Origin of the sequence: Virgibacillus indicus, from assembly GCF_002266285.1 — a bacterium.
Lineage (GTDB): Bacteria > Bacillota > Bacilli > Bacillales > Amphibacillaceae > Virgibacillus_K > Virgibacillus_K indicus.
Window position 1 is genome coordinate 232,786 of record NZ_NPMS01000004.1, and the last position, 22,424, is coordinate 255,209.

At 38.5% G+C, this 22,424-nt stretch carries 23 protein-coding genes and 1 tRNA gene; 6 read left to right on the top strand and 18 right to left on the bottom strand.

The features are described from left to right. Nucleotides 1-338: 338 nt before the first annotated feature. The 4 genes from CIL03_RS10675 to CIL03_RS10690 form a co-directional block, all read right to left on the bottom strand. Nucleotides 339-884 (bottom strand): DinB family protein, encoded by a 546-nt coding sequence (locus CIL03_RS10675; RefSeq protein ID WP_094885833.1) that lies wholly within the window; start codon nt 882-884, stop codon nt 339-341. 15 nt (nt 885-899) lie between these two features. After that, on the bottom strand, nt 900-1,832 hold the full coding sequence (locus CIL03_RS10680) for a fumarylacetoacetate hydrolase family protein (protein WP_094885834.1): 933 nt from the start codon (nt 1,830-1,832) through the stop codon (nt 900-902). 736 nt (nt 1,833-2,568) lie between these two features. Next, nucleotides 2,569-3,000, bottom strand: a complete 432-nt coding sequence (locus CIL03_RS10685) for a hypothetical protein (RefSeq protein ID WP_094885835.1) — start codon at nt 2,998-3,000, stop codon at nt 2,569-2,571. A gap of 193 nt (nt 3,001-3,193) precedes the next feature. Continuing rightward, a complete protein-coding gene (locus CIL03_RS10690; protein ID WP_094885836.1) occupies nt 3,194-3,970 on the bottom strand; it encodes a 3-hydroxybutyrate dehydrogenase in 777 nt (258 codons plus the stop codon). A 371-nt stretch (nt 3,971-4,341) separates the two neighbouring features. On the opposite strand from CIL03_RS10690, the gene CIL03_RS10695 reads away from it, so the two are divergent. Further along, nucleotides 4,342-5,271, top strand: a complete 930-nt coding sequence (locus CIL03_RS10695; protein ID WP_094885837.1) for a prenyltransferase — start codon at nt 4,342-4,344, stop codon at nt 5,269-5,271. A gap of 90 nt (nt 5,272-5,361) precedes the next feature. Here the strand turns inward: CIL03_RS10695 and CIL03_RS10700 are convergent, their stop codons facing one another. The 7 genes from CIL03_RS10700 to aroD form a co-directional block, all read right to left on the bottom strand. Next, the gene (locus CIL03_RS10700; RefSeq protein WP_094885838.1) at nt 5,362-7,224 is read right to left on the bottom strand and encodes a DUF2207 domain-containing protein; all 1,863 of its coding nucleotides are present in this window, start codon (nt 7,222-7,224) and stop codon (nt 5,362-5,364) included. A 118-nt stretch (nt 7,225-7,342) separates the two neighbouring features. Beyond that, entirely contained in the window at nt 7,343-8,275 is a 933-nt protein-coding gene (gene nikC / locus CIL03_RS10705; protein ID WP_094885839.1) for a nickel transporter permease, read from the bottom strand. 12 nt (nt 8,276-8,287) lie between these two features. Further along, on the bottom strand, nt 8,288-9,289 hold the full coding sequence (locus tag CIL03_RS10710) for an ABC transporter permease (protein WP_094885840.1): 1,002 nt from the start codon (nt 9,287-9,289) through the stop codon (nt 8,288-8,290). A gap of 139 nt (nt 9,290-9,428) precedes the next feature. Next, the gene (locus CIL03_RS10715) at nt 9,429-11,129 is read right to left on the bottom strand and encodes an ABC transporter substrate-binding protein (protein ID WP_094885841.1); all 1,701 of its coding nucleotides are present in this window, start codon (nt 11,127-11,129) and stop codon (nt 9,429-9,431) included. A 39-nt stretch (nt 11,130-11,168) separates the two neighbouring features. Continuing rightward, nucleotides 11,169-12,146, bottom strand: a complete 978-nt coding sequence (locus CIL03_RS10720) for an ABC transporter ATP-binding protein (protein WP_094885842.1) — start codon at nt 12,144-12,146, stop codon at nt 11,169-11,171. Continuing rightward, entirely contained in the window at nt 12,121-13,137 is a 1,017-nt protein-coding gene (locus CIL03_RS10725; protein ID WP_094885843.1) for an ABC transporter ATP-binding protein, read from the bottom strand. Before CIL03_RS10725 ends, CIL03_RS10720 begins: the two co-directional genes overlap by 26 nt. A gap of 240 nt (nt 13,138-13,377) precedes the next feature. Beyond that, nucleotides 13,378-14,139 carry a type I 3-dehydroquinate dehydratase gene (aroD, locus tag CIL03_RS10730; RefSeq protein WP_094885844.1) on the bottom strand — a complete coding sequence of 254 codons (762 nt, stop codon included), beginning with the start codon at nt 14,137-14,139 and terminating at the stop codon, nt 13,378-13,380. A 133-nt stretch (nt 14,140-14,272) separates the two neighbouring features. Between aroD and CIL03_RS10735 the strand changes: the two genes are divergently transcribed. The 3 genes from CIL03_RS10735 to CIL03_RS10740 all read left to right on the top strand — a co-directional run bounded on the left by CIL03_RS10735 (nt 14,273) and on the right by CIL03_RS10740 (nt 15,402). Continuing rightward, nucleotides 14,273-14,806, top strand: coding sequence for a shikimate kinase (locus tag CIL03_RS10735; protein WP_094885845.1), 534 nt, complete (start codon nt 14,273-14,275; stop codon nt 14,804-14,806). Nucleotides 14,807-14,906: 100 nt separating this feature from the next. Continuing rightward, nucleotides 14,907-15,059 carry a hypothetical protein gene (locus tag CIL03_RS19830; protein WP_165767934.1) on the top strand — a complete coding sequence of 51 codons (153 nt, stop codon included), beginning with the start codon at nt 14,907-14,909 and terminating at the stop codon, nt 15,057-15,059. Further along, nucleotides 15,052-15,402 (top strand): hypothetical protein, encoded by a 351-nt coding sequence (locus CIL03_RS10740; protein ID WP_094885846.1) that lies wholly within the window; start codon nt 15,052-15,054, stop codon nt 15,400-15,402. The genes CIL03_RS19830 and CIL03_RS10740 overlap by 8 nt, the downstream gene beginning before the upstream one ends. Here the strand turns inward: CIL03_RS10740 and CIL03_RS19835 are convergent. Further along, nucleotides 15,391-15,564: a hypothetical protein gene (locus tag CIL03_RS19835; protein WP_165767935.1), complete on the bottom strand. Its 174-nt coding sequence runs from the start codon at nt 15,562-15,564 to the stop codon at nt 15,391-15,393. The two genes, CIL03_RS10740 and CIL03_RS19835, sit on opposite strands and share 12 nt — an antisense overlap. Before the next feature lie 674 nt (nt 15,565-16,238). Between CIL03_RS19835 and CIL03_RS10745 the strand changes: the two genes are divergently transcribed. Both CIL03_RS10745 and clpP read left to right on the top strand, forming a co-directional pair. Beyond that, nucleotides 16,239-16,314, top strand: a tRNA-Arg gene (locus CIL03_RS10745). 198 nt (nt 16,315-16,512) lie between these two features. After that, nucleotides 16,513-17,103 carry an ATP-dependent Clp endopeptidase proteolytic subunit ClpP gene (gene clpP / locus CIL03_RS10750; protein WP_094885847.1) on the top strand — a complete coding sequence of 197 codons (591 nt, stop codon included), beginning with the start codon at nt 16,513-16,515 and terminating at the stop codon, nt 17,101-17,103. Nucleotides 17,104-17,143: 40 nt separating this feature from the next. Here the strand turns inward: clpP and CIL03_RS10755 are convergent, their stop codons facing one another. The 6 genes from CIL03_RS10755 to trxB form a co-directional block, all read right to left on the bottom strand. Next, entirely contained in the window at nt 17,144-17,398 is a 255-nt protein-coding gene (locus CIL03_RS10755; protein ID WP_094885848.1) for an HPr family phosphocarrier protein, read from the bottom strand. 354 nt (nt 17,399-17,752) lie between these two features. Then, the gene (gene whiA, locus CIL03_RS10760) at nt 17,753-18,703 is read right to left on the bottom strand and encodes a DNA-binding protein WhiA (protein WP_094885849.1); all 951 of its coding nucleotides are present in this window, start codon (nt 18,701-18,703) and stop codon (nt 17,753-17,755) included. 35 nt (nt 18,704-18,738) lie between these two features. Continuing rightward, nucleotides 18,739-19,695, bottom strand: a complete 957-nt coding sequence (locus CIL03_RS10765) for a gluconeogenesis factor YvcK family protein (protein ID WP_094885850.1) — start codon at nt 19,693-19,695, stop codon at nt 18,739-18,741. Nucleotide 19,696: 1 nt separating this feature from the next. Continuing rightward, entirely contained in the window at nt 19,697-20,581 is an 885-nt protein-coding gene (gene rapZ / locus CIL03_RS10770; RefSeq protein ID WP_094885851.1) for an RNase adapter RapZ, read from the bottom strand. A gap of 76 nt (nt 20,582-20,657) precedes the next feature. Next, nucleotides 20,658-21,122, bottom strand: coding sequence for an NUDIX hydrolase (locus CIL03_RS10775; RefSeq protein WP_094885852.1), 465 nt, complete (start codon nt 21,120-21,122; stop codon nt 20,658-20,660). A gap of 301 nt (nt 21,123-21,423) precedes the next feature. Then, the gene (gene trxB / locus CIL03_RS10780; RefSeq protein ID WP_094885853.1) at nt 21,424-22,374 is read right to left on the bottom strand and encodes a thioredoxin-disulfide reductase; all 951 of its coding nucleotides are present in this window, start codon (nt 22,372-22,374) and stop codon (nt 21,424-21,426) included. Nucleotides 22,375-22,424: the final 50 nt, after the last annotated feature.

The window sequence follows — 22,424 nt, forward strand, 5'->3', positions numbered from 1 at the left end:
CGTTCGCATGCCGGAAAGGGAGCATAGAACTTGGCTATGTGACCTTCCTTGCCGTTCGCATGCTGGAAAGGGAGCATAGAACTTGGCTATGTGACTTTCCTTGCCGTTCGCATGCTGGAAAGGAAGCATAGAACTTGGCTATATGACTTTCCTTGCCGTTCGCATGCCGGAAAGGGAGCATAGAACTTGGCTATGTGACCTTCCTTGCCGTTCGCATGCTGGAAAGTCACATAGAACTTGGCTATGCAGTATAATCGCTGGAAACAGTTGATAGCGTACTGATATGCTCCCTTAAGTGCCAGTCAGTTTAAAAACAACCACCTTTACTGTTCTCTCCCTCAAATATTAAAATATAATTTCACAAGTTTATAATGATGGTTCTCATGGATTGCAATCAGTTGTACACTCTGAATCAAATTTGGATAAAATGCAATTGAATCCGGATAATGAATATGCCCCGCAATTCTCTCATCAATATGTTCAATGTCTTTAATAAGCTTGCTTGTTTCAGATTCCAGCAGAGCCTTAATTTCTGCCGGAGTCTGTTTCCTTTCCAGGTTTTTTGGAGGATTTAACAGAAAAGGTGCCTTCATCGGTTTTCTTTTTTTCTGATTATATTCCTGATAAATATCATGAATTTCCGTTTTATAGGTCCTATTTTTACGTAAATAAGCAATAGGAGTCATAACTGGGATGCAGAAAATGGAGAACCTCCGTACTAGCCGCACCATCAGTACGAGATGATACAATGTTTCGCCAACCGTCCACTTTCCAGCCTTTGGTACCCTCCATGGATCAATGTTATTTACAGTTAATTCATGATAAAAAGCTTCTCTTTGCTGTTTAACCAGGTGAAAATAATGTTCAATTTTTTCACTTTTCATTTTAAACAACCTTTCCTAAGCTTCCCTTACCTTGTTCTCCATCCTGCCTATCTTCTCCACTTCTACAGTAACCACATCTCCGGCTTGTAAAAATTGAGGGGGATCCATTGCAAAACCAACCCCATCAGGTGTGCCTGTAAGAATGATATCACCAGGATTCAATGTAATAAGATTAGAAATAAATTCGATTAGAAATGGGATATCGAATATCAATTGTCTTGTTGTTGAAGACTGGCGTTTCTCCCCATTTACATAGGAACTTATCTTTAAATTAGAAGGATCATCAATTTCATCCGAAGTAACTATCCATGGGCCAATCGGAGTGCTGCGATCCAGTGTTTTCCCCTGAAGCCATTGCGGTGTTCTTTTTTGCAGATCACGTGCGGATATATCATTGCCAATCGTGTAGCCGGCAATATAATCAAGTGCTTCATCCTGGCCCACTTTTGATGCCTGTTTGCCTATCACCACGGCCAACTCAACCTCATAATCCAGTTTTTCAGTTGCTTTTGATTTTTCGATTGAATCCTCCGGGCCTATAATTGCATTTGAAAACTTTGAAAAAAGAACAGGGAATTCCGGTATGTCACCACCCATTTCTGCAGCATGATCTGCATAGTTCTTCCCTATGCAAATAATTTTTGATGGATTTGGAATTGGTGTACTTAATTGAATCTCTTCTTTTGTTAAGTAAACTGTTTTAACCTTATTATCCATTATGTATTCATAGGCTTCTTTTGCCTTATGCATTGCACTTTCACCAATGGAAAAAAAGGCTGCTGGCTCAGCAGGAAGAAACTGATCTATTGCATTCGGCGAAGTCTTTTCCCCACGCGATAGCATTAAATTTCTCCAGGCTTCCTGCATATCAGCAACTTCCTCATCCAACAAAAAGCCAACCCTGTAATTTCCCGGTTTATTCTTTAGTTTATAGCTTACAACTTTCATTGAACACACCTCATTTACTTATTTATAAGATTCTTTCTCTTTTTTTTTTGTTGCTATTTAATACTCGCAGTAGATAGATATTGCGGAGTAAAATCAGTGATGATAATTCCAACAGCCGTTCAGAAAATATAACCACAATTCCAATAGCATATCAGCCATCCAGTCTATGTGACCGATAGCTACTAGTTTCTGTTTGTTTGGTTTGGGCTTAGAGAGACACTCTATGTGACCGGTAGCAACTTGTTTCTGGCTATTTGGGCATAGAGAAGCGCTCTATGTGACCGGCGGCTACTAGTTTCTGGTTGTTTTGGGCTTAGAGAGGCGCTCCATGTGACCGGTAGCTACCTGTTTCTTGTTGTTTGGGCATAGAGAGGTGCTCTATGTGACCGGTGGCTACTTATTTCTGACTATTTGGGCTCAGAGAAGTACGCCAAATCCTGATAATCCGTTCAACCCACAAAACATCCGCCCGAGATTGAAATCAACAGAGCAGTTACGTCGCAGTCTATAGATTATGTTGCAAAAATAACATATCTTATCAGAGGGACGAATAACGCAAATAGTTCCAAAGCTTTCCGGTTAGTGGGACAAAGCCGTGGTGCAATCCAAAGTTCCAGAAAATAGCCTTCTATTAATACAAGTGTAGCAGGAATATTCACAATTTGCAGTATCTATAATTTGGAACCGGAGGCGTGAACAAAAAACAACGAACAATACAGATTGTACTGTCCGCTGCTTAATCGAGTGAATTATAAAATTCTATAATAAACGTGTTCTCAAGCATACCATTTCTTATTTCATAAACCTTATAACTAATCATCGCTTCCTGTTCATACGGTACGATAAAATCCACCTTATCGCCCTCGTATAAATAAATCATACTTGCACTCATTGGCATGTATGCAGATTGGTCACCTGGAAGCCGCCTGTAATTAACCCCATCAAGAAATTCTATGAAAAATTCAATCTTTCCTTCATCCTCCGTACTTTTATATCTGCCTTTATTTATTGGATGACTCAGCGAAATCCTTGTGACGTTTTCCGGGTCAACCTCAAGTGTTTCCTCCAGATTTTTTATTCTATAATCAGAGTTTTTAAAACCTATTATTGCCAGAAACAGTATGAGCAAGAGAACAATTGATATGATAATATAGTTTGTTTTTCGCATAACCGCTTCACCTTCTAAACTATGACTTAAACATATCTAACTCTAGTATGAAGCAGTTTGAGAAATAACTAATTGATGCAAGTCAATTTTCAAGTGTAAGTCTAGTTAAATAAGGCGCATTTTTCGAGGGGGGTATGACATTTCCCTATTACGGTCAGATCAATGTCCTTAGCACATTTCTCCCCCTTATCACTTATTGAGCTGTGTAACCTCCATCGAGAATAATAGCCTGTCCGGTTACACCTTTGGCTTTATCACTTGAAAGGAACATCGTGTAATCAGCTATTTCCTGCACTTCCAGCAAACGTTGCTGGGGCACTAAAGGAAATAGAACTTCTTCAAGCACTTTTTCCACTGGAATGCTTCGATTTTTTGCCAAATCTTCAAATTGACCTCGAACAAGTGGTGTATCAACATATCCTGGGCACATTGCATTCACAGTAATTCCATGTTTAGCACCTTCCAAAGCCGCTACCTTTGTCAAACCAATCAGACCATGTTTTGCACTATTATAAGCAGCTTTTCCAGCAAAACCAATCACTCCATTAATAGATGCCATATTAATGATCCGGCCATTCCCCTGCTTCTTCATAATCGGAAATACATGCTTCGACGCCATGAATGGCGCGACAAGCATTACCTTTGTCATAAATTCGAATTTCTCCGTAGGAAAATCTTCAAGTGACGCTATATGCTGCAAACCGGCATTGTTGATTAAAATGTCCAGTCTTCCATATTTCTCTACTGTTTTATCAATCGTCTGCTTTAGTTCTCCTTCTTCCGTTACATCACATTTAAAACCAATACAATCATATCCATCTGATGTTAACTTTTGGGTAACTGCCTTCACTTTCTCTTCATTAATATCTGTAAATGCCACTTTTGCTCCGTTCTTTGCAAATTCAACACCAATTTCATAACCAATTCCACTTGCTGCACCTGTAATGTAAATTACTTTGTTTTTAACCATTAAAATAACCTCCTGATTTTTATTTAATAGCTCCCTAGTTGAAGATTTTTACTTATAATCAATTCTGCTGCTTCTGTAATGTTAAAGAAGGAAGGTGCAGGAAGTGTTTGCAAACGCAAAAGCGCATTCCTCCCCCACCCGGTCATTGGGCTTTTCCCTTTATATACCATCGATATTTACATTTTTCATTGGTTAACATTTTGTGAACATTTCAAACTAATACGCTTATTTTCGTGATAAATATCACACTTCATTTCTATTTATAGTTATATACTTAAAACGAAAACAAAGCAGAGAGTGGATATCCTTATTTTGAAATACAGTATTCAGTCACAGATGATCTACAATAAATAAGTACTGGAGGTATTTGTATGGATATTAAGAAGGAAAATCTTGCTTCTTCAATAGGAAACGATTGCTTTTTTTATCGCTTCTCTTGGTTTCACCTTACACGTCCCCTAACATTCACTGGTACTGTCAGTCCTGTGATAGTCGGAACGCTTTTCGCAGCATCTCAAGGACAGATTCGTTTTGATATTTTCATGGCAATGCTGGCAGCGGCATTACTGATTCAGGCAGCAACTAATATGTTCAACGATTATTTTGATTTTTCTCATGGGCAGGATAAAGAAAAATGGATATCAGCAGAGAATGTCGAGTATACTCACGGTCCAGCACACCATCTTATTCCATTTGTTGCTGGTACACTATTAGCGGTTGCGGCAATCATTGGTTTTTGGCTGGCGTTAGAAACCAGTCTATGGATTATTCTCATCGGAGTATTGGGTATTTTAGCTGGGTATGCATACTCTGCCGGACAACATTCCTTTTCATCCATAGGTCTGGGTGAGACTGTTGCAGCAATCTTTCTAGGTTTTGTTCCGGCCACTCTTGCATATTTTGTTCAAGGATATTCATTAAACGTTCAGGTTTTCTTCCTCGCATTACCATTTGCAATTCTGATCTCCACTATGATTCTAACTAATAATCTAAGAGATTTTGAAAAAGACCGCGGCTTTCGAAAAACGGTTGCAATGATAATTGGCAAATTGATGAGCATCCGTCTTTTGACAGTATTGCTGAGCCTCACATACTTGCTCGTCATTGGATTAATCTTTTTCCAAGTAGTGGGAGCCACAACAGGATTAGTATTATTCGCGCTTCCTGCAGCCCTTAAGCTTCGTTGGTCCTTCCGTTACGGAGCAAGTCGTGCTGAAGAAATTGCAGCAATGAAAATAGCAGCACAGCATCACTGGCTATTTAGTCTTTTATTTATCTTAGGCTTGTTAATTTCGTTATAAAGCAAACTCCATTTGGGAAGATTTTACTATCATTAAGAGGCGATAAAAAACAGAAAGGGCGATTTGGTGCCCTTCCTGGCTTTTTTATCTTCAAAATGCTCCTGCTCCCCCGCCACCTGTTGAAGATGTAGTATTTGTACTGCCTGCGCTTTGTATTGCAACGGTATAAAGAACCAAATTACCCGTACTAAAAGCAGCAGTTGCATATATAGGGTTATTCAGCAATGGATAATATGCATTTAATTTAGAAACATCCTCTGCTTTTCCACATTGTTCTCCGTAGCTTTCCCCAGCTCCCAACGTAATTGCATATTCTAGCCGCCGTTCAATTTTATTCGGATCAGAACCAACTGGATAGCGTTTTTCCTTAAACAAAGTATATGCTGTATTCATAGCATACTTCAGCTTCCTGATATCCTTATTCCAATAATAAGCAGGCACAATCAGCAGAGCCAAGAGGGATAGGAAATAGAATATCAATGTTAAAATTACTGCATTTGTCAGGGTAAATCCAATAGCCGTTACCAATAGAAGTACAAAATAATAACCGCACAATACCCATTTATTCCTATTGAATAATAAACTAAGAATAGCTAATACCCCGATTACAGCAGGCATTGCCCATTGTTCTGTTTGACTGATTGTGTCAATTGTTATGAAATAGTAAAACAGTCCAAAAGAAATGATAACTAAAGGAATAGAGAAAAACGAAAAAGCTTTAAATGAATTCCGCAGCTCTTGAAAGCCTGTTCTTCCTTGCACTAAGCCATTCCATTTATCAAAATTACTTTCAAAGTGTTCTGCTCTTTCCTCCCTAACATTTTCCGATTCATCTTCATTGTCCAGAAGTGATTCCAGCAGAAAATAATCACCATGTTCATCTTCTTCTGTGAAGAGCCAGTTTCTCAAATAAGTATCGGCCATATCTATATTTACTTTGTCATTTACCCACGTAAAACGGAATGTTTTATCTGCGTCATTTAATTTTGATGGAACTTCCTCGAGTGTTATAATTTCACGCTGCTTCAATGAAAATAATGCCGCAATAAAGCTGTCTTGAGGTAAGTATGAATTTTGCAGGTATTTTACGAATAAAGGATCCGTATTTTCCAGCAGCCGAAGTAAAGCATCCGGACTTTTATCACCCCGAAAGCGATTCGGATGTACAATAAGTAAAAATATCGCAGCAGTAATTACAATTCCTATCAACAGCCAAATGGCCGGTGTAACTTTATTCATATTTACTTCAAGATTTTCTCCACGTACTTTCAGTTCCTGTTCTTCAGCTAATATTTTATCTTCCATCATTTTATCTTTATCAATTCCCATATTGCTAAGCTGCTCTGCAGGGAAAATAAAACGTATGATAGAATTTTCACCTGACTCCAGTACTGTATTTGTATAATGAATGCCATTTTCTGCGGCAGTAAGTATTCCAGTATCATCATCATGAAGGAAATAATGTGTATGTTCCGTTATATTCTGTTCTGGAGAATGAATAGAAATCTCTACATTATGCAAATCTGTTTCATTTGATTCATCAAAAAATGAATACTCCAGTTCTGCTACATCCGCATATTTTTGTACAGAATCTTCTACATGATAGCTGTACAATACCTTTTTCGTTTCATCTGCTGATTCTGAAAAAATTTTGTATGCATCATCCTCTTCCTCCATTTTCAGAGGCTCCAGATTTTCAGTAGACATTGCAGGATCATTTCCCTCAGCTAGATATGCTTTAAAATCATGAACATCTGATTCTATGGAACGGGTCATCCCCTCATAGGACCCATCAAATGTATATGTATATAGTTCACGAACATGCATGTTCCCATTTTCATCTATATTTGCATTAATGGTTACATCATCTATAGAAAAGGATTTTTCTTCAGAACAGGCTGTAATTATGAAAAGCGAAAATACAATTATTAGTGAGGTTAAAAGTTTTCTCATGCTTTATTGCCTCCTGGTTAGCATTTAGTTATAGTACGTCTAAGAGCACAGAAAAGTTTCGCAATGCAAGCAATTTAAAAAACAAAGAAGTGCAAGGTTCGGCACTTCTTTGTCTTTTTTAATTCTTCATTTTTGGATCAAGTGCATCACGCAAACCATCACCTATCAGGTTAAATCCTAACACTACCAGCATAATCGACACACCTGGGATAATTAAAGTCCATGGTGCAATCTGGATAAAGTCACGGGAATCTGCAAGCATTTGTCCCCATTCAGGTGTAGGTGGCTGTACACCTAGGCCTAAGAAACCGAGTGCGGCTGCTTCCAATATTGCTGTACCAAATCCCAGCGTTGCTTGCACAATTATTGGAGCAACACTATTTGGTAAAATATGCCTGAATATAATCCTGCCGTTTTTCATCCCCTGTGCTTTGGCAGCCATAATATATTCTTCTTCACGTAAACTGATTACTTTTGATCGAACAAGTCTTCCAAATATAGGTATGTTTATCACTGCGATTGCGATCAAAGCATTTTGCAGAGATGCACCAAGGATTGCCACAATAGCTATTGCCAGCAGAATACTTGGAAAAGCCAGTAAAATATCAAAAATACGTGAAATAACCATATCCACCCAGCGTCCGAAATAACCTGCTATAATCCCCAGTAACGTACCAAAAACTAATGCACCCGTTACTGCAAAAAATCCTACCTGAAGCGAAACTCTTGCCCCATACGCAATTCTGGTAAATATATCCCTGCCAAGATGGTCTGTTCCAAGCCAATGTTCAGCAGATGGCGGCAGTAATCGATCGACAAGGGACTGCTCATCATAGGTATAGGAGGTTACTAATGGTGCAAGTATTCCCAGTATGATAAAAAATACGATAATAACTAATCCCGCAATTGCGAAACGATTTTTCCTTAATTGCTTTAAGGTATCCTTCCATGGAGAAATCGCCTCGATTTCGTCAGTATCAAACTGTTGACCTGCTTTTGCGGGGTTTGGTAATTGCTGCTCTGATTGTTTATCTTTTTCTTTTATTTCCATATGCATATCCCCCTAATACTTAATCCTTGGATCAATTCGGGTATAAAGTATGTCAACAATTAAATTAATAATGACAAAGATAAATGCAATTACGAGAATACCAGACTGGATCACCGGATAGTCCCGATAATTGATTGCTTCATAGACATAACGGCCAATGCCTGGCCAGCTAAAAATCGTTTCAGTTAGAATTGCTCCGCCCAAAAGCACTCCTGTTTGCAGTCCAATAACAGTCAACACAGGAATAATTGCATTTTTAAGCGCATGTTTATAGATAATTAAAAATTGTCCAGAGCCTTTTGCGCGTACAGTTCGAATATAATCAGATTTCATTACCTCAAGCATACTGGAACGCGTCATTCTTGCAATGATAGCCATTGGTATTGTTCCAAGAGCGATACTTGGCAGGATTAGATGCTTCAATACAGTCAGTGCCCTTGGGAAGTCTAAATGTATAAGTGCATCTAACACATAAAAGTGCGTAATTGGAGCGATAGGATCCCGGCTGTCCTGCCTTCCATATGCCGGAAGCCAGCCAAGTTCCTGGGCAAAAATCCATTGTTCCATTAACGCCAGCCAAAATATTGGCATGGACACACCAACTAATGCAAAAAGCATCGCCAGAAAGTCGAACCAGGAATTTTGCTTCCATGCACTAATAATTCCAGCATTCACACCAATTATAATAGCAAAAATCATTGCAAAAATTGTTAACTCAAAGGTCGCTGCTATGTAAGGCCATATTTCACTCGAGATTTCAGATTTTGAACGAAGCGAAGTACCTAAATCTCCTTGAACTAAATCAGATACATAAATACCATATTGAACAATATAAGGTTCATTTAATCCCATGCTTTCTTCCAGATCATCTATCGCGGTTTGGTTAGCTGTCTCCCCCAAAATAACCTGAGCTGGGTTTCCAGGTATTAGATGTACTATTGAAAATGTTATTAGAGTCATTCCGATTAAAACCGGTATAAGCATTAACAAACGGCGCATGATATAGGCAAACATAATTTCACCCCAGTTCGTTGTGTATAGATTAGTAAATGTCGTGGATCAATTCATGCAATAAATATGGTTTTTTCATATTTGATTGGAAAAGAAAAAATAAGAGGGCAGCAGTAAATAAAACTACTACCCTTCATTTTTCTTAATTCTCTATTTCAACTTCTGCCAATGACTCACTTGTTGATGGATGCGGGACATAATTCTTAACTGCATCTGTTGTTGCCATAACTGGTCTGGAGTGTACCAGGGTTGCCATAGGAGAATCCTCTGAAATCAAGGCTTGTGCTTCCTGGTAATACTGTGCACGTTCATCCTGATCTACAGATAGCTTCGCCTTATCTAATAATTCATCAACTTCATCATTTTCATAGAAAGAACGGTTACTGCTTCCTACGTTATTTCCGTGCAGAAGACTGCTTAGGAAATAATCTGGGTCTCCGTTGGTTCCGGACCAGCCAAGCATATACATTTGCTGTTCACCTTGCATCGTTTTCTCTAAATATGGAGCCCATTCTTCACGTACAATAGTAACTTCAATTCCAATTTCAGCTAAATTATTTTGTACAATCTGTGAAACTGTCTCTGGATCTGGCATATATGGTCTTGCTACAGGCATTGTCCATAGTTCAATCTCCAAACCATCCTCATAACCTGCCTCTGCCAGTAATTCTTTTGCTTTATCCAGGTTATATTCATAACCTTCAACCTCGTCATTATACCCCATGTAACTAGGTGGTAATGGATTTTTCGCAGGAACAGCATAGCCTGCATAAAGGGCATCTGCAATTGCCTGTTTATCAATTGCATAATTAATCGCCTGACGAAGTTGCTTATTATCTAATGGTTCTTTTTGTGTGTTAAAACCAACATACCCAAAGTTATTTTCTGCCCGAGTATGCAGTACCAGGCCATCTTCTGATTCAACACCTGCAGCATCATCAGGGTTTAGCCCATCCATAATGTCAATTTCTCCTGAACGAAGTGCAATAAGCCGAGCTGCGTTATCAGGGATTACTTCAAATACAACCCTGTCTAACTTTGGCAGTCCATCTTTACGATAGTCTTCAAATTTTTCGAGGACAATTGAATCATCCTTGCTCCAGCTGACAAACTTGAATGGACCTGTTCCAACCGGATTTTCATTAATTTTGGCCCCGTACTCTTCAAAGGCTGCCGGTGAGTTAATTCCAAAATAGCTCATCCCCATATTTTGCAGGAAATAACCTAATGGCTGTTTCAAAACAAATACAATTTCATGATCATTAACTACATTTATTTCTTTAATGACATGATTCTCATCACCTTTGAATCCGCCAAACATTGTTCCATACATGGAGTACACATAACCGTCATCTGTAAAGGCAAACTCATGCTCTGGATCTGCCCAGCGTTCAAAGTTTGTTTTTACCGCTTCTGCATTAAATGGTGTTCCATCATGGAAAGTTACACCCTCTTCCAGATAGAATGTGTAATTTAATCCATCATCTGAAACCTCCCAGTCATGTGCTAGACCTGGCAAGAGATCAAACGATTCTTTATCAAATTCCAATAATCCTTCCAAAACCTGTTTTGTTACACGAGAAGATTCTCCATCTGTTGTACTGGAAGGATCCAAGCTTTCTGAATCCCCACCACGTGCGAATACTAATACCTGCTCACCGGAAGCTTCAGCCTCTGCTTCATCGTCAGTACCTCCATCTGAGCCCGTATCAGTTTCCTCTGCTTCTGACTCGTTCTCTCCATCATCAGCTTCACTGTTTGCTCCCCCATCTCCACTGCATGCTGCAAGCACTAAAATTAATGCAAGCATGAATGTAAGTAAAAAAGAAAACTTTAACTTCATTCTTTTTCCCCCTTTTTTTAATATAATATTTGATAGATTTTATTGCACTTCCCCATATAAATGACATGCAACAAAATGGTTATCCTCAATTTCTTCAAACTCAGGTCTTACTTTTGAACATATATCCATCGCATGTGGACATCTTGTGTGGAACGCACATCCTGCAGGCGGATTTGAGGGACTTGGCACATCCCCTTTTAAAATGATTCTATCTTTAGCAATATCGGGGTCCGGTAAGGGAACTGCCGATAATAATGCCTGTGTATAAGGATGTTTGGGATCATCATACAGCTTGTCCTTATCTGTCAGTTCAACCATTCGTCCCAGATACATTACTCCTACTCGATCACTAATGTGTTTCACCACACTGAGATCATGAGCAATAAAAACATACGTAAGGTTAAATTCATCACGGAGTTCTTCCATTAAATTAAGTATTTGTGACTGAACAGATACATCCAATGCAGAAACCGGCTCATCACAAATAATCAGTTTTGGATTATTTGCAAGTGCTCTGGCGATTCCTATCCGCTGTCTCTGCCCGCCGCTGAACTGATGAGGGTATCTCGAGGCGTGATAAGCACTTAATCCAACAACCTCCAAAAGTTCTTTCACTCGTTCTTTTCGTTCTTTTGCAGAAGACATACCATGAATCTGCAATGGCTCACCTATTATTTTTTCAACTGTATGCCTCGGGTTTAAAGACGCATAGGGATCCTGAAAAATAATTTGCATATTCCGTCTTAATTTCCGCATCTCTTCTGCAGAAAGATTAGTTATATCTTTATTCTCAAACTTCACTTCACCAGCTGAAGGCTCAATTAATCTAAGGATCGATTTTCCTGCTGTGGATTTACCACAGCCGGATTCACCCACAATGCCGAGTATCTCACCTTCCATGACAGAGAAAGAAATACCATCAACTGCTTTTACCTCGCCCACTTTCTTGCCAAATACTCCGCCTTTAATTTCAAAGTATTTTTTTAATCCACTAACTTCCAATATTGGCTTCTGCATTTTCAGTTCGATCCCCTTCCTTCTGGTCATATAAAAAGCAACGGCTGAGGCGATCATTTTCTATAGAATATAATTCAGGATCCTCTTGAAAACACCGATCAAATGCAAACTCACATCTTGGTGCAAATCGGCATCCAACCCGCCCCATCTTTGGTTTAGGAACCGTTCCCGGAATCGAATACAGCTTTTGTTCTCTTTCATGGATTTTTGGCAGCGATTTGATTAATCCCTTTGAATATGGATGTTTAGGATCTTTCAATATTTCCCGGGTTGTACCTTCTTCCACTACTTGTCCCGAATACATAACGACGACCCGGTCGCAAATTTCTGCCACAACTCCCAGATCATGTGTTATTAACAGAATTGCCGTGTCTTTTTCGTCATTTAAATTCCTCATTAAATCAAGAATTTGCGCTTGAATTGTTACATCCAGTGCAGTTGTTGGTTCATCAGCAATCAGCAGCTCCGGATTACATGACATTGCCATTGCAATCATAACCCGCTGGCGCATACCACCAGATAATTGATGTGGATACTCATCAATAACGGCATCCGCACGGGGGATCCCGACAATCCTCAACATATCAATCGCTTTGCTGCGTGCTTCCCTTTTATTGATTTTTTGATGAATACGAATAGCTTCTCTTAATTGATTTCCAATTGTAAACAGAGGATTTAAAGATGTCATCGGTTCCTGAAAAATCATAGAAATTTCATTTCCGCGTATTTTCTTCATTCGTTTTTCAGAGGTATTTACCAGATTTTCACCTTTAAAATTAATTTCCCCTCCAACAATTTTTCCTGGCGGAGTCGGAACCAGCTGCATAACAGAAAGTGAAGTAACACTTTTTCCGCAGCCGGATTCACCTACAATGCCTACCACTTCTCCTTTATGTACTTTTATGCTAACTCCATCTACAGCAGGGACTTCTCCACTATCTGTAAAGAAATGGGTTTGCAGATTATTCAATTCTAATACCAAATCTGACAAGCTGTTTCCCCCTCTGGCAGGTCTATTTGTAAAAATCCTCTAAACACTGCAAATTTTAGTTTAGAGGATAATTTTAAGATTTAACACATAAGTTAATATTTTTAGAATATTTTGCTATGATTTATTATACTTAATTTATTTAATATTGCAAGTAAAATATTAATAATATTCATACAAATTACCTATTTTTAAGGAGAACAAAAAAAGAACCGGGAACTTATCCCCAGCTCTTATTTATGCCTATAGATTTTTATGTAAAACTTCCAGTACGGTTCTTAAATCAATTGTATCTATTTGTCCCGGAGCAGAAGAGCTTTTTCCGGCACCAAATGTAGCTGCAGAACCAAATATCTCCCCAGTTAATCTGCTGACAACCCCGAGCTTTCCCATAGCCATTGTAATAATCGGACGATCTGTATATTTTTCTCTCATAATAGTTGTAGCCTCTAACAAGGTAAGGACATCTTCTGTATTTTTAGGCATTACTGCTATCTTTGGAATATGTGCTCCATATTTCTGCATAAGTTTCAGTCTGGAAATAATTTCTTCCTTTGCAGGTGTCTTTTCAAAATCATGATTCGACATAACTACAAAAACATTATTCTTGTTAGCAAGCCCCACTAAATAGTCAAGATCTTCTTCATTGAAAAATAGTTCAATATCCACAAGATCAATATATCGTGTCTTTATCACACCGGCGATGAGCTTAGAATAATAGTCGCTTGAAATTTCCTTGTTTCCACCCTCCTTGTGGCTTCTGAAGGTGAAAAGGAGTGGTATATCCATTAGTGCAGTATTTATTTTTTCAGTCATTCTCTGAACAGCTTCCATATCATCCACAGGTCCAAATACATCTGCTCTCCATTCCACAATATCCGGGCTGAGTTCCTTCACTGCATATACTTCCTTCATTAATTCTTCCTCAGATCCCCCCATTAATGGAATAATTACTTTAGGAGACCCTTCACCGATTTTTATATTATTGATTTGATAGCTTTTCAACGTTATTCCTCTCCTTTTTCCGAACCAAACTATTTAATGCATAATAAAAATATAAACCATTTTTGGGATAATGCAAAAAAAATAAATTTCGCTTATACTTATTTTAAATTAATAGAATAGAAAGAGGTTTCTTATGATGAATTCCTGCATTTCAACTAAAGAAAAAAATATTGTTTTAATTGGTTTTATGGGAGCCGGAAAAACAACGATTGGCAAATTAGTTGCAGAAAAGCTTTCAAGAGATTTTGTAGACATTGATGAAGAAATAGAAAGAGAGTTTCAAATACCAACAACTGAAATTTTTAAACAGTATGGTGAAAACTATTTTCGAAAAAAGGAAAAAGAAGTAATCGAAAAGTATTGCAAAGAAAAAATGAAAATCATTTCTGTTGGCGGAGGAGCTTTTTTACAGAAGGAAGTAAGAGATATTTGTTTAATTGAATGCACTGTATTTTTCCTGGATCTTTCCTGGGACGCCTGGAAGGATAGAATCAGCTTGCTTATTGACAGCCGTCCTGTGCTGCAGGGGAAAAGCATGGATGAAATTAAAGCTCTCTTTTATAATAGACAATCAATTTATGAGAAAAATCACTACAAAGTATTAACAGACAATCTAAATCCTGAAGAAGCTGCCAATTCAATAATACATTTACTGCAACAGGGCTAATAAACTAAAAATAATTTAATTTTTTTCTAAAAATTGACCTGCGTCAAAGTTTTTTCTCTTTAAACATCTGATAATGGATGTATAAGGAGGAGGATACAAAATGAAAACACAGGTGACGGAAGCTTGCGATTGCTTTGATGGTGTTGACCGGATGATTAATGAGGGTCTGGGTGGCGGATTTATATACGGTGAGTACGATAAATTGAAGCTGGAACCAATTGAGACAGCCGCTTCGGGTGATGCAAATGAATAGTATATTGCCAGGTCACCTTTTCTTGATTGATTTCAGTACAGTCGCACAGGACTATTCATTTATCTTTTATTTAGCTATTCTAACCTTAGCTTTCTCGGTAGTATTACGGACGACAAAGTTATTTATTATCCAGCTGCTCTTATTCCTTGCACTGGGTTTTCCGGCTATTTCCAGTTTTACTGCAGTCTTTGCAGCTTTACAGGTAGGCCTTACAACTGTAACAATTTACAAGTATCTAAAAGCACTGGACAGAAATTATAATTTAGTTATTGAAAAAACACATGAAATACCTCCTAATATAACGAGCGGTAGTCAAAATGGAAGCCAGTCATCATTTTTTTAAAGGAAGCCAAAACAGGAATTGCTGTAATAAAGCAATTCCTGTTTCAATTATGGTTGTTTCATAAAAAGGGACTCGCCCCATCGAAAAGATTTGGAACTTTGCAATGCTCATCTCTCTGATAAGATATGTTATTTTTGCAACATAATCTATAAACTGCGACATAACTGCCCTCTTGATTTCAACTTCGGACGGATGTTTCGCGAGTTGAACGAATTATCAGGATTTTGGTGCTTCTCTGAGACCAACGGCTAGAAAACTATAGCCACCGGTCACATAGAGCGACTCTCTAAGCCCAATAGCCAGAAATAAGTAGCCAACGGTCACATAGGGCGTTTCTCTGGGCCCAAACAACCAGAAACAAGTTGCCACCCGTCACATAGAGCGTCTCTCTAAGCCCGAACAACCAGAAACAAGTTGCCACCCGTCACATAGAGCGACTCTCTAAGCCCAAATAGCCAGAAACAAGTTGCTACCCGTCACATAGAGCGTCTCTCTAAGCCCAAATAGCCAGAAACAAGTTGCCACCCGTCACATAGAGCGACTCTCTAAGCCCAAATAGCCAGAAATAAGTAGCCACCGGTCACATAGAGCGCTTCTCTGGGCCCAAACAACCAAAAACAAGTTTCTATCGGTCACATAGAGAGTGGATGGCTGATATGAGAAGTACGGTATATTTCCTGAGCGGCCGATGGAATTATCATCGCCGATCTTAGTTCGCAGTTTACATCCACTGCGAGCATTAAAACAGCAAAACTAAAAAAAATATGGACTAAATTAAAAAAACTTGTGTAAAAACCGCACAAGAGTTATAATACTCTTTGTGAATAAAATAATATGCGCCCATAGCTCAGCTGGATAGAGCACTGGTTTCCGGTACCAGGTTTGTCGGGGGTTCGAATCCCTCTGGGCGCGCTAATAACAAAAGACAAGGATTTCAGCGACAAGCTTTCCTTGTCTTTTTATACGTTTATTTTCCAGTAAATATGGGAAACATAAAAAGTATGTTTTGTCGAACGTTTTTGTTTGACCTTTATTGACCTTTTGGTTATGATAAAAATAGATCCAGTAGAAATGGATGATCGTTATTTTAAAAAGGGAGGATTTTCAAACATGAATTTAATACCTACAGTTATTGAACAGACAAACCGTGGAGAACGAGCCTATGATATTTATTCACGTTTATTGAAAGACAGAATCATTATGCTTGGAAGTGCAATTGACGATAATGTAGCAAACTCAATCGTAGCACAATTGCTTTTCCTTGAAGCAGAAGATCCTGAAAAGGATATCTCGTTATACATTAACTCACCAGGCGGATCCATCACAGCAGGTATGGCTATTTTTGATACAATGCAATTTATTAAAGCCGACGTTTCTACAATCTGTACAGGTATGGCAGCATCTATGGGTGCATTCCTGCTTGCAGCAGGGGAAAAAGGAAAACGCTATGCATTGCCAAACAGTGAAGTAATGATTCATCAGCCATTGGGCGGAACACAAGGACAAGCAACAGATATTGAGATTCATGCAAGAAGAATTATCGAAATGAAAAAGAAAATGAACCAGATTCTTTCAGAACGTACTGGCCAGCCACTTGAAGTAGTAGAACAGGACACAGAACGTGATAACTTCATGTCTGCTGAAAAATCAGTGGATTACGGTTTGATTGATAAAATTCTGGAACGTAATTCTGATAAATAAGAAGATAGAAGAGGTTGTCAGCTGACAACCTCTTCTTTTTTTAGGCTTTTGAAACAAATGTAGTCAAATGATTCAGTGCAATTTCCTCATCCGAACCCTCAGCAATTAATGTAATTACTTCTCCCCTGGTAATCGCTAAACTCATCAGACCCATTATGCTCTTTGCATTTACCCGTTTTCCTTCTTTCTCAAGAAACAGATGCGCTGAATAACGATTTGCCTCCTGGACAAATAGTGCAGCTGGCCTAGCTTGTAATCCCGTGTCCAGTTCAACTTTAACGGACTTCTCAACCAAATTGTTCATCCTCCCCACTTCGTAAACGCTATCATTAATTAATAATTATAATCGACAGCACATGGTAATTAGGCCATGCTGCTGCCGATAAAAAGTGATAAAATTGATATCTTTTTACACTGATAGGAACGTATAATTTCTTAGGAAATCAGTATAAGTGCATAAGGAATACTTCGAAGCATTGGCATCGCAGACGAAAAGTATTTTTCGTCGAACTAAGGCTTTCGCCATTAAAGCTTAGCGATAAGCCAAGTTTTCTAATAATTATTCTTATTATATCATGTTTTTAATACTAGATAAATATTTTATACATGATAAAAAGGCCAGCATATCGCTTATATAAACATGATTCTGCTATTTTTCCTGTAATGTACCACCACGTTTGATTTTTTCAGCAAACTCGTCGATCTTTTTTAAACGATGGTTAACGCCAGATTTAGAGATTTTTCCGCCTGATACCAATTCACCTAATTCCTTTAACGAAACATCCTGGTGCTGCACACGCAATACTGCTATTTCCTGAAGTTTCACCGGCAGCTGATCCAGCCCCACTGTGCGATCAATCAAATTTATGTTTTCGATCTGGCGGAACGCAGCACCAATCGTTTTATTTAGATTTGCTGTTTCACAATTGACCAGTCGGTTAACTGAGTTTCGCATGTCTCGTACAATTCGTACATCCTCAAACTTAAATAATGCATTATGAGCACCTATAATACTAAGAAACTCCGTAATCTTTTCGGCTTCTTTTATATAAACAATATGACCGTTTTTCCGCTCGAGTGTTCTTGCACGGAGATCAAATTTATTTAATAATTCACATAATGCTTCATTATGCTCGTGATAAAAATTGAAAATTTCCAGATGGTATGATGAAGTTTCCGGGTTATTAATTGAACCTCCTGCTAAAAATGCACCACGTAAATAGGCTTTTTTACAACAGGATTTTGCTGCATATTTCTTTGAGATTGTTCGAACAAAAGTAAATGGTTCCTCAAATATATCCAATTTGGATAATAGACTGCGAACATCCTTCTTCAATCGCACAATATATACATTATTTTTTTTCAGTTTCATTTTTTTTCGTACAAGCAGTTCAACTGGGTATTCATAAATGGATTTAACCAGTGTATAAATCCTTCGTGCAATTGCTGCATTTTCTGTCTGAACATCCAACACATAATCCTGTCTTGATAAAGATATTGCTCCATTCATCCGAATCAATGCAGCAAGCTCTGCCTGCCTGCAGCAATCATCGACTTCAATTGCCGTTAATTCCTTTTTTATTTCTGAAGCAAAGGACATTTTATTCTCCCCTTTACTGTTTTGGATAAAAAATTTTATTCTATAATCGAATAAATTAATTTTGCAATTTTATTCGTATCATGTCTAATCGTAGATTGGGAATGATTGATAATATCACCCTCAATAATTTCAAGTCCCATATCCAATAAACGTTCCGTATCATAAATTACAGGCTCTGCATTCTCTTCCGCATATACTGCACGCAATGCCTGCTTAATTGGTTCATTATGCACAACAATTCCATCAACACAGCCTTCGCCAATATGATCCATAATCGCTTTAACATGATCAGATGCCGTATAGCCTGTCGTTTCACCTGCCTGTGTCATTACATTGCATACATACATTACCTTGGCTTTGGATTCCCTGATAGCAGCATCAATATTAGGTATAATTAAATTTGGCAAAATGCTTGTATAAAGACTTCCAGGTGATACTACAATCAAATCTGCTGATTTAATTGCTCTTATCGCATTCGGAAGCGGCTTAATCGGCTGAGGGCTAAGAAAAACCCGTCTAATTCGCTTATTTGCAAGTGGAATATTGGACTCTCCTGATACGATTGAACCATCAGCCATTTCAGCATGCAGTGACATACTTTCATTGGAAATTGGGTAAATCTTTCCCCTCACATTTAAAACTCGTGAAATTTCCTTTATTCCAGTATAAAAATCTCCCGTAACCGACGTCATCGCAGCAAGCAGAAGATTCCCCATCGAATGCCCGGATAATCCGTTACCTGCTGCAAAGCGGTGCTGGAAAAGCTCTACTAGCATAGGCTCAGCATCTGATAATGCCGCGATTACATTCCGGATATCACCTGGAGCTGGTATTGCCAGTTCACTTCGAAGTCTTCCGGTACTCCCACCATCATCAGCCACGGTAACGAGTGCAGTTAAATGAATTGGCAGGCTTTTTAATCCGCGCAGCAGAACCGGCATCCCGGTCCCGCCGCCTATAACAACAACACGTGGCTGCTTTTGCTGATCCATATTAATGTCCCTTTCTCTTGTCAATATCACGATGACTTATATGAGTGGTATAGTCTGGAGACAGTTTCTTTGCAAAATACTCTGCAAGTGCGACAGATCGGTGCTGACCTCCAGTACAGCCAATAGCTACGACAAGCTGTGACTTCCCCTCTTTTTTATATTGGGGAAGCATGAACTGCAGCAGATCCAGTACCTTTTCATTAAACTTTTCTGTATCAGACCATTTGAAGACATAGGAAGACACTTCCTTATTTAAACCGGTTAATGGCTGCAAATGTGAGACATAATGAGGGTTCGGCAAAAACCGTACATCAAACACGAGGTCAGCATCAATTGGCAGACCATATTTGAAGCCGAACGATACCATATGGACCGAAAATATTTCTTGCTTATCTTCTGTATATATTTTTAATATTTTCTCCCGTAATTCCTTAGGCTTTAAATTCGTAGTATCGATAATCCGCTGGGCTCTACCTCTTAACTCATCCAGAATTTCCCTTTCCTGCTGTATTCCATTCAGTGGCAGGCCACCAACAGCCAGTGGATGTGAGCGTCTTGTTTCTTTATATCTGCTGACTAGCTGTTCATCCTTAGCATCAAGAAAAAGAATATGTTCATGGAGCCATTCTTCTTTCCCTAAAATATCCAAAGCTTCAAATAATGAATCAAAAAATTCTCTTCCGCGAAGATCCATCACAAGTGCCACTTTGCGTATATTATTAGTGGAGTCCTTCATCAGTTCAAGAAATTTAGGCAAAAGTGTCGGCGGAAGATTATCAACACAATAAAACCCTAGATCTTCAAAGCTTTGAACCGCAACTGTCTTACCTGCTCCGGACATTCCCGTTATAACAACCAGTTTTGTTTCCTGCTCTTTATTTCTCATCATATCTCCCCCTTAAAATTGAACTTTTACCTTGTATATCTTTTATGCCCATTTAAAAATCAGCATAAATTACCGTTTAACTAATTGAAGGATCCAAACGCGCTTTTAAAAGTTTATACTCCTCTGTATAAGAAAAAGCACCATAAAGCATAGTTTCTGAAGCTAAAACATGGTCAAAAATCATTCTGTCCCCTTCTGCCATTGGCAAATTCTTTATATTTTCAATGGGAACCCATTCCAACTCGCCTTCCCTGCAGTAATCTGTAAGTTCTCCATCATAGGCTTTACTTACAAATGTAAACATCATCCATTCTTGAGTGATTCTGTCAGTGTCAAAGATTGAAAATGTAAAGGCTCCGATTAATTTGGGTTCTTTTAATTTTAATGCGGTTTCTTCCCAATATTCCCGAGTTACGGATTCCTTAATGGACTCCCCCTGCTCCATCTTGCCACCAGGCATTGCATACCAGCCACGTCTTGGTTTTTTAATTAATAATACATGACCATTATCTATTACTATGCAGTTCGTTACACGCTGCATGTTTCATTCACCTCATTCTTCCCGAGGGCATTATAAAATAAGCACTATTACTATTATACAATGAAAAAAATCAAACCAACAAGAATTAGTTTTGGGAAAATCTTTCCTCGACAAGGTGGGACAAGTTTCTTATTCAAATCAAACAAAAAAAGACACAGGTGACAAGCACCTGTGCAAGAAACTAATCTATCTATTAAAAGGGGGTCAATTAGTTATTTATATTGTACCCCAAAAATGTTTCGAGCGTATTACAGCAGCGTTAAAAAGCAATTACTTATGGTAAATTTTTCTTCATATTTTATTAATTTGCCGTTTTTAATTTCTCTGCGATCTCTTCAACATATTTAATTGCTGATTCTGCTGCGATGCTTCCATCACCTGTTGCTGTCACAATTTGTCGAAGTGTTTTTTCACGAATATCTCCAGCAGCATATATTCCTGGAATGGTTGTTTCCATATTTTCATTTGTTGGAATATAACCTTCGCTGTTTGTTATCCCAAGTGACTTAAATGGTTCACTTAATGGCACCATTCCGATATAGACGAATACACCGTCAATTGGATGTTCAGCAGTTTCCCCTGTTTTGTTGTTTTTAAGCGAAACACTGCTTACTTTACCGTCTGGTCCATTAATTTCTTCAACAACAGTATCCCAGATGAAATCAATTTTTTCATTGTCAAAAGCACGATTTTGGATAATCTTTTGTGCACGCAGCTCATCACGACGGTGAATAATTGTTACTTTATCCGCAAAACGGGTTAAATAGATCCCCTCTTCAACTGCAGAATCACCGCCACCAATTACAACAAGATTTTTCTGTTTGAAAAATGCACCATCACAAACTGCACAATACGAAACACCACGGCCTCCAAGTTCTTCTTCGCCCTGAATGCCGAGTTTTTTATATTGGGCTCCTGTTGTAATGATCAGTGCTCTCGTTTTATATTCTTTGCTTCCGGCGATAACGGTTTTATAGTCACCATTGTCTATAACTTCTTTTATATCACCATAGGCATATTCTGCACCAAATTTTTTTGCGTGTTCAAACATTTTATTGGATAAATCCGGGCCAAGTATATGATCATAGCCTGGATAATTTTCAACATCTTCCGTATTCGCCATCTGGCCTCCTGGAATACCTCTTTCTATCATTAGTGTGTCCAGATTTGCGCGGGATGCGTAAACCGCTGCGGTCATACCGGCAGGTCCTGCACCTGCAATAATCACATCAAACATACGATCTTCGGACATAAATATCGCCCCTTTTTCTCTTATTTACCAATTCAAGCTTATATAAATAA

What these genes read in the sequence shown, in the direction of transcription:
- CIL03_RS10675 (WP_094885833.1), bottom strand. Translation starts at nt 884, where the DNA reads ATGAAAAGTGAAAAAATTGAACATTATTTTCACCTGGTTAAACAGCAA.
- CIL03_RS10680 (WP_094885834.1), bottom strand. Translation starts at nt 1,832, where the DNA reads ATGAAAGTTGTAAGCTATAAACTAAAGAATAAACCGGGAAATTACAGG.
- CIL03_RS10685 (WP_094885835.1), bottom strand. Translation starts at nt 3,000, where the DNA reads ATGCGAAAAACAAACTATATTATCATATCAATTGTTCTCTTGCTCATA.
- CIL03_RS10690 (WP_094885836.1), bottom strand. Translation starts at nt 3,970, where the DNA reads ATGGTTAAAAACAAAGTAATTTACATTACAGGTGCAGCAAGTGGAATT.
- CIL03_RS10695 (WP_094885837.1), top strand. Translation starts at nt 4,342, where the DNA reads ATGGATATTAAGAAGGAAAATCTTGCTTCTTCAATAGGAAACGATTGC.
- CIL03_RS10700 (WP_094885838.1), bottom strand. Translation starts at nt 7,224, where the DNA reads ATGAGAAAACTTTTAACCTCACTAATAATTGTATTTTCGCTTTTCATA.
- nikC (WP_094885839.1), bottom strand. Translation starts at nt 8,275, where the DNA reads ATGGAAATAAAAGAAAAAGATAAACAATCAGAGCAGCAATTACCAAAC.
- CIL03_RS10710 (WP_094885840.1), bottom strand. Translation starts at nt 9,289, where the DNA reads ATGTTTGCCTATATCATGCGCCGTTTGTTAATGCTTATACCGGTTTTA.
- CIL03_RS10715 (WP_094885841.1), bottom strand. Translation starts at nt 11,129, where the DNA reads ATGAAGTTAAAGTTTTCTTTTTTACTTACATTCATGCTTGCATTAATT.
- CIL03_RS10720 (WP_094885842.1), bottom strand. Translation starts at nt 12,146, where the DNA reads ATGCAGAAGCCAATATTGGAAGTTAGTGGATTAAAAAAATACTTTGAA.
- CIL03_RS10735 (WP_094885845.1), top strand. Translation starts at nt 14,273, where the DNA reads ATGATGAATTCCTGCATTTCAACTAAAGAAAAAAATATTGTTTTAATT.
- CIL03_RS19830 (WP_165767934.1), top strand. Translation starts at nt 14,907, where the DNA reads ATGAAAACACAGGTGACGGAAGCTTGCGATTGCTTTGATGGTGTTGAC.
- CIL03_RS10740 (WP_094885846.1), top strand. Translation starts at nt 15,052, where the DNA reads ATGAATAGTATATTGCCAGGTCACCTTTTCTTGATTGATTTCAGTACA.
- CIL03_RS19835 (WP_165767935.1), bottom strand. Translation starts at nt 15,564, where the DNA reads ATGTCGCAGTTTATAGATTATGTTGCAAAAATAACATATCTTATCAGA.
- clpP (WP_094885847.1), top strand. Translation starts at nt 16,513, where the DNA reads ATGAATTTAATACCTACAGTTATTGAACAGACAAACCGTGGAGAACGA.
- whiA (WP_094885849.1), bottom strand. Translation starts at nt 18,703, where the DNA reads ATGTCCTTTGCTTCAGAAATAAAAAAGGAATTAACGGCAATTGAAGTC.
- CIL03_RS10765 (WP_094885850.1), bottom strand. Translation starts at nt 19,695, where the DNA reads ATGGATCAGCAAAAGCAGCCACGTGTTGTTGTTATAGGCGGCGGGACC.
- rapZ (WP_094885851.1), bottom strand. Translation starts at nt 20,581, where the DNA reads ATGAGAAATAAAGAGCAGGAAACAAAACTGGTTGTTATAACGGGAATG.
- CIL03_RS10775 (WP_094885852.1), bottom strand. Translation starts at nt 21,122, where the DNA reads ATGCAGCGTGTAACGAACTGCATAGTAATAGATAATGGTCATGTATTA.
- trxB (WP_094885853.1), bottom strand. Translation starts at nt 22,374, where the DNA reads ATGTCCGAAGATCGTATGTTTGATGTGATTATTGCAGGTGCAGGACCT.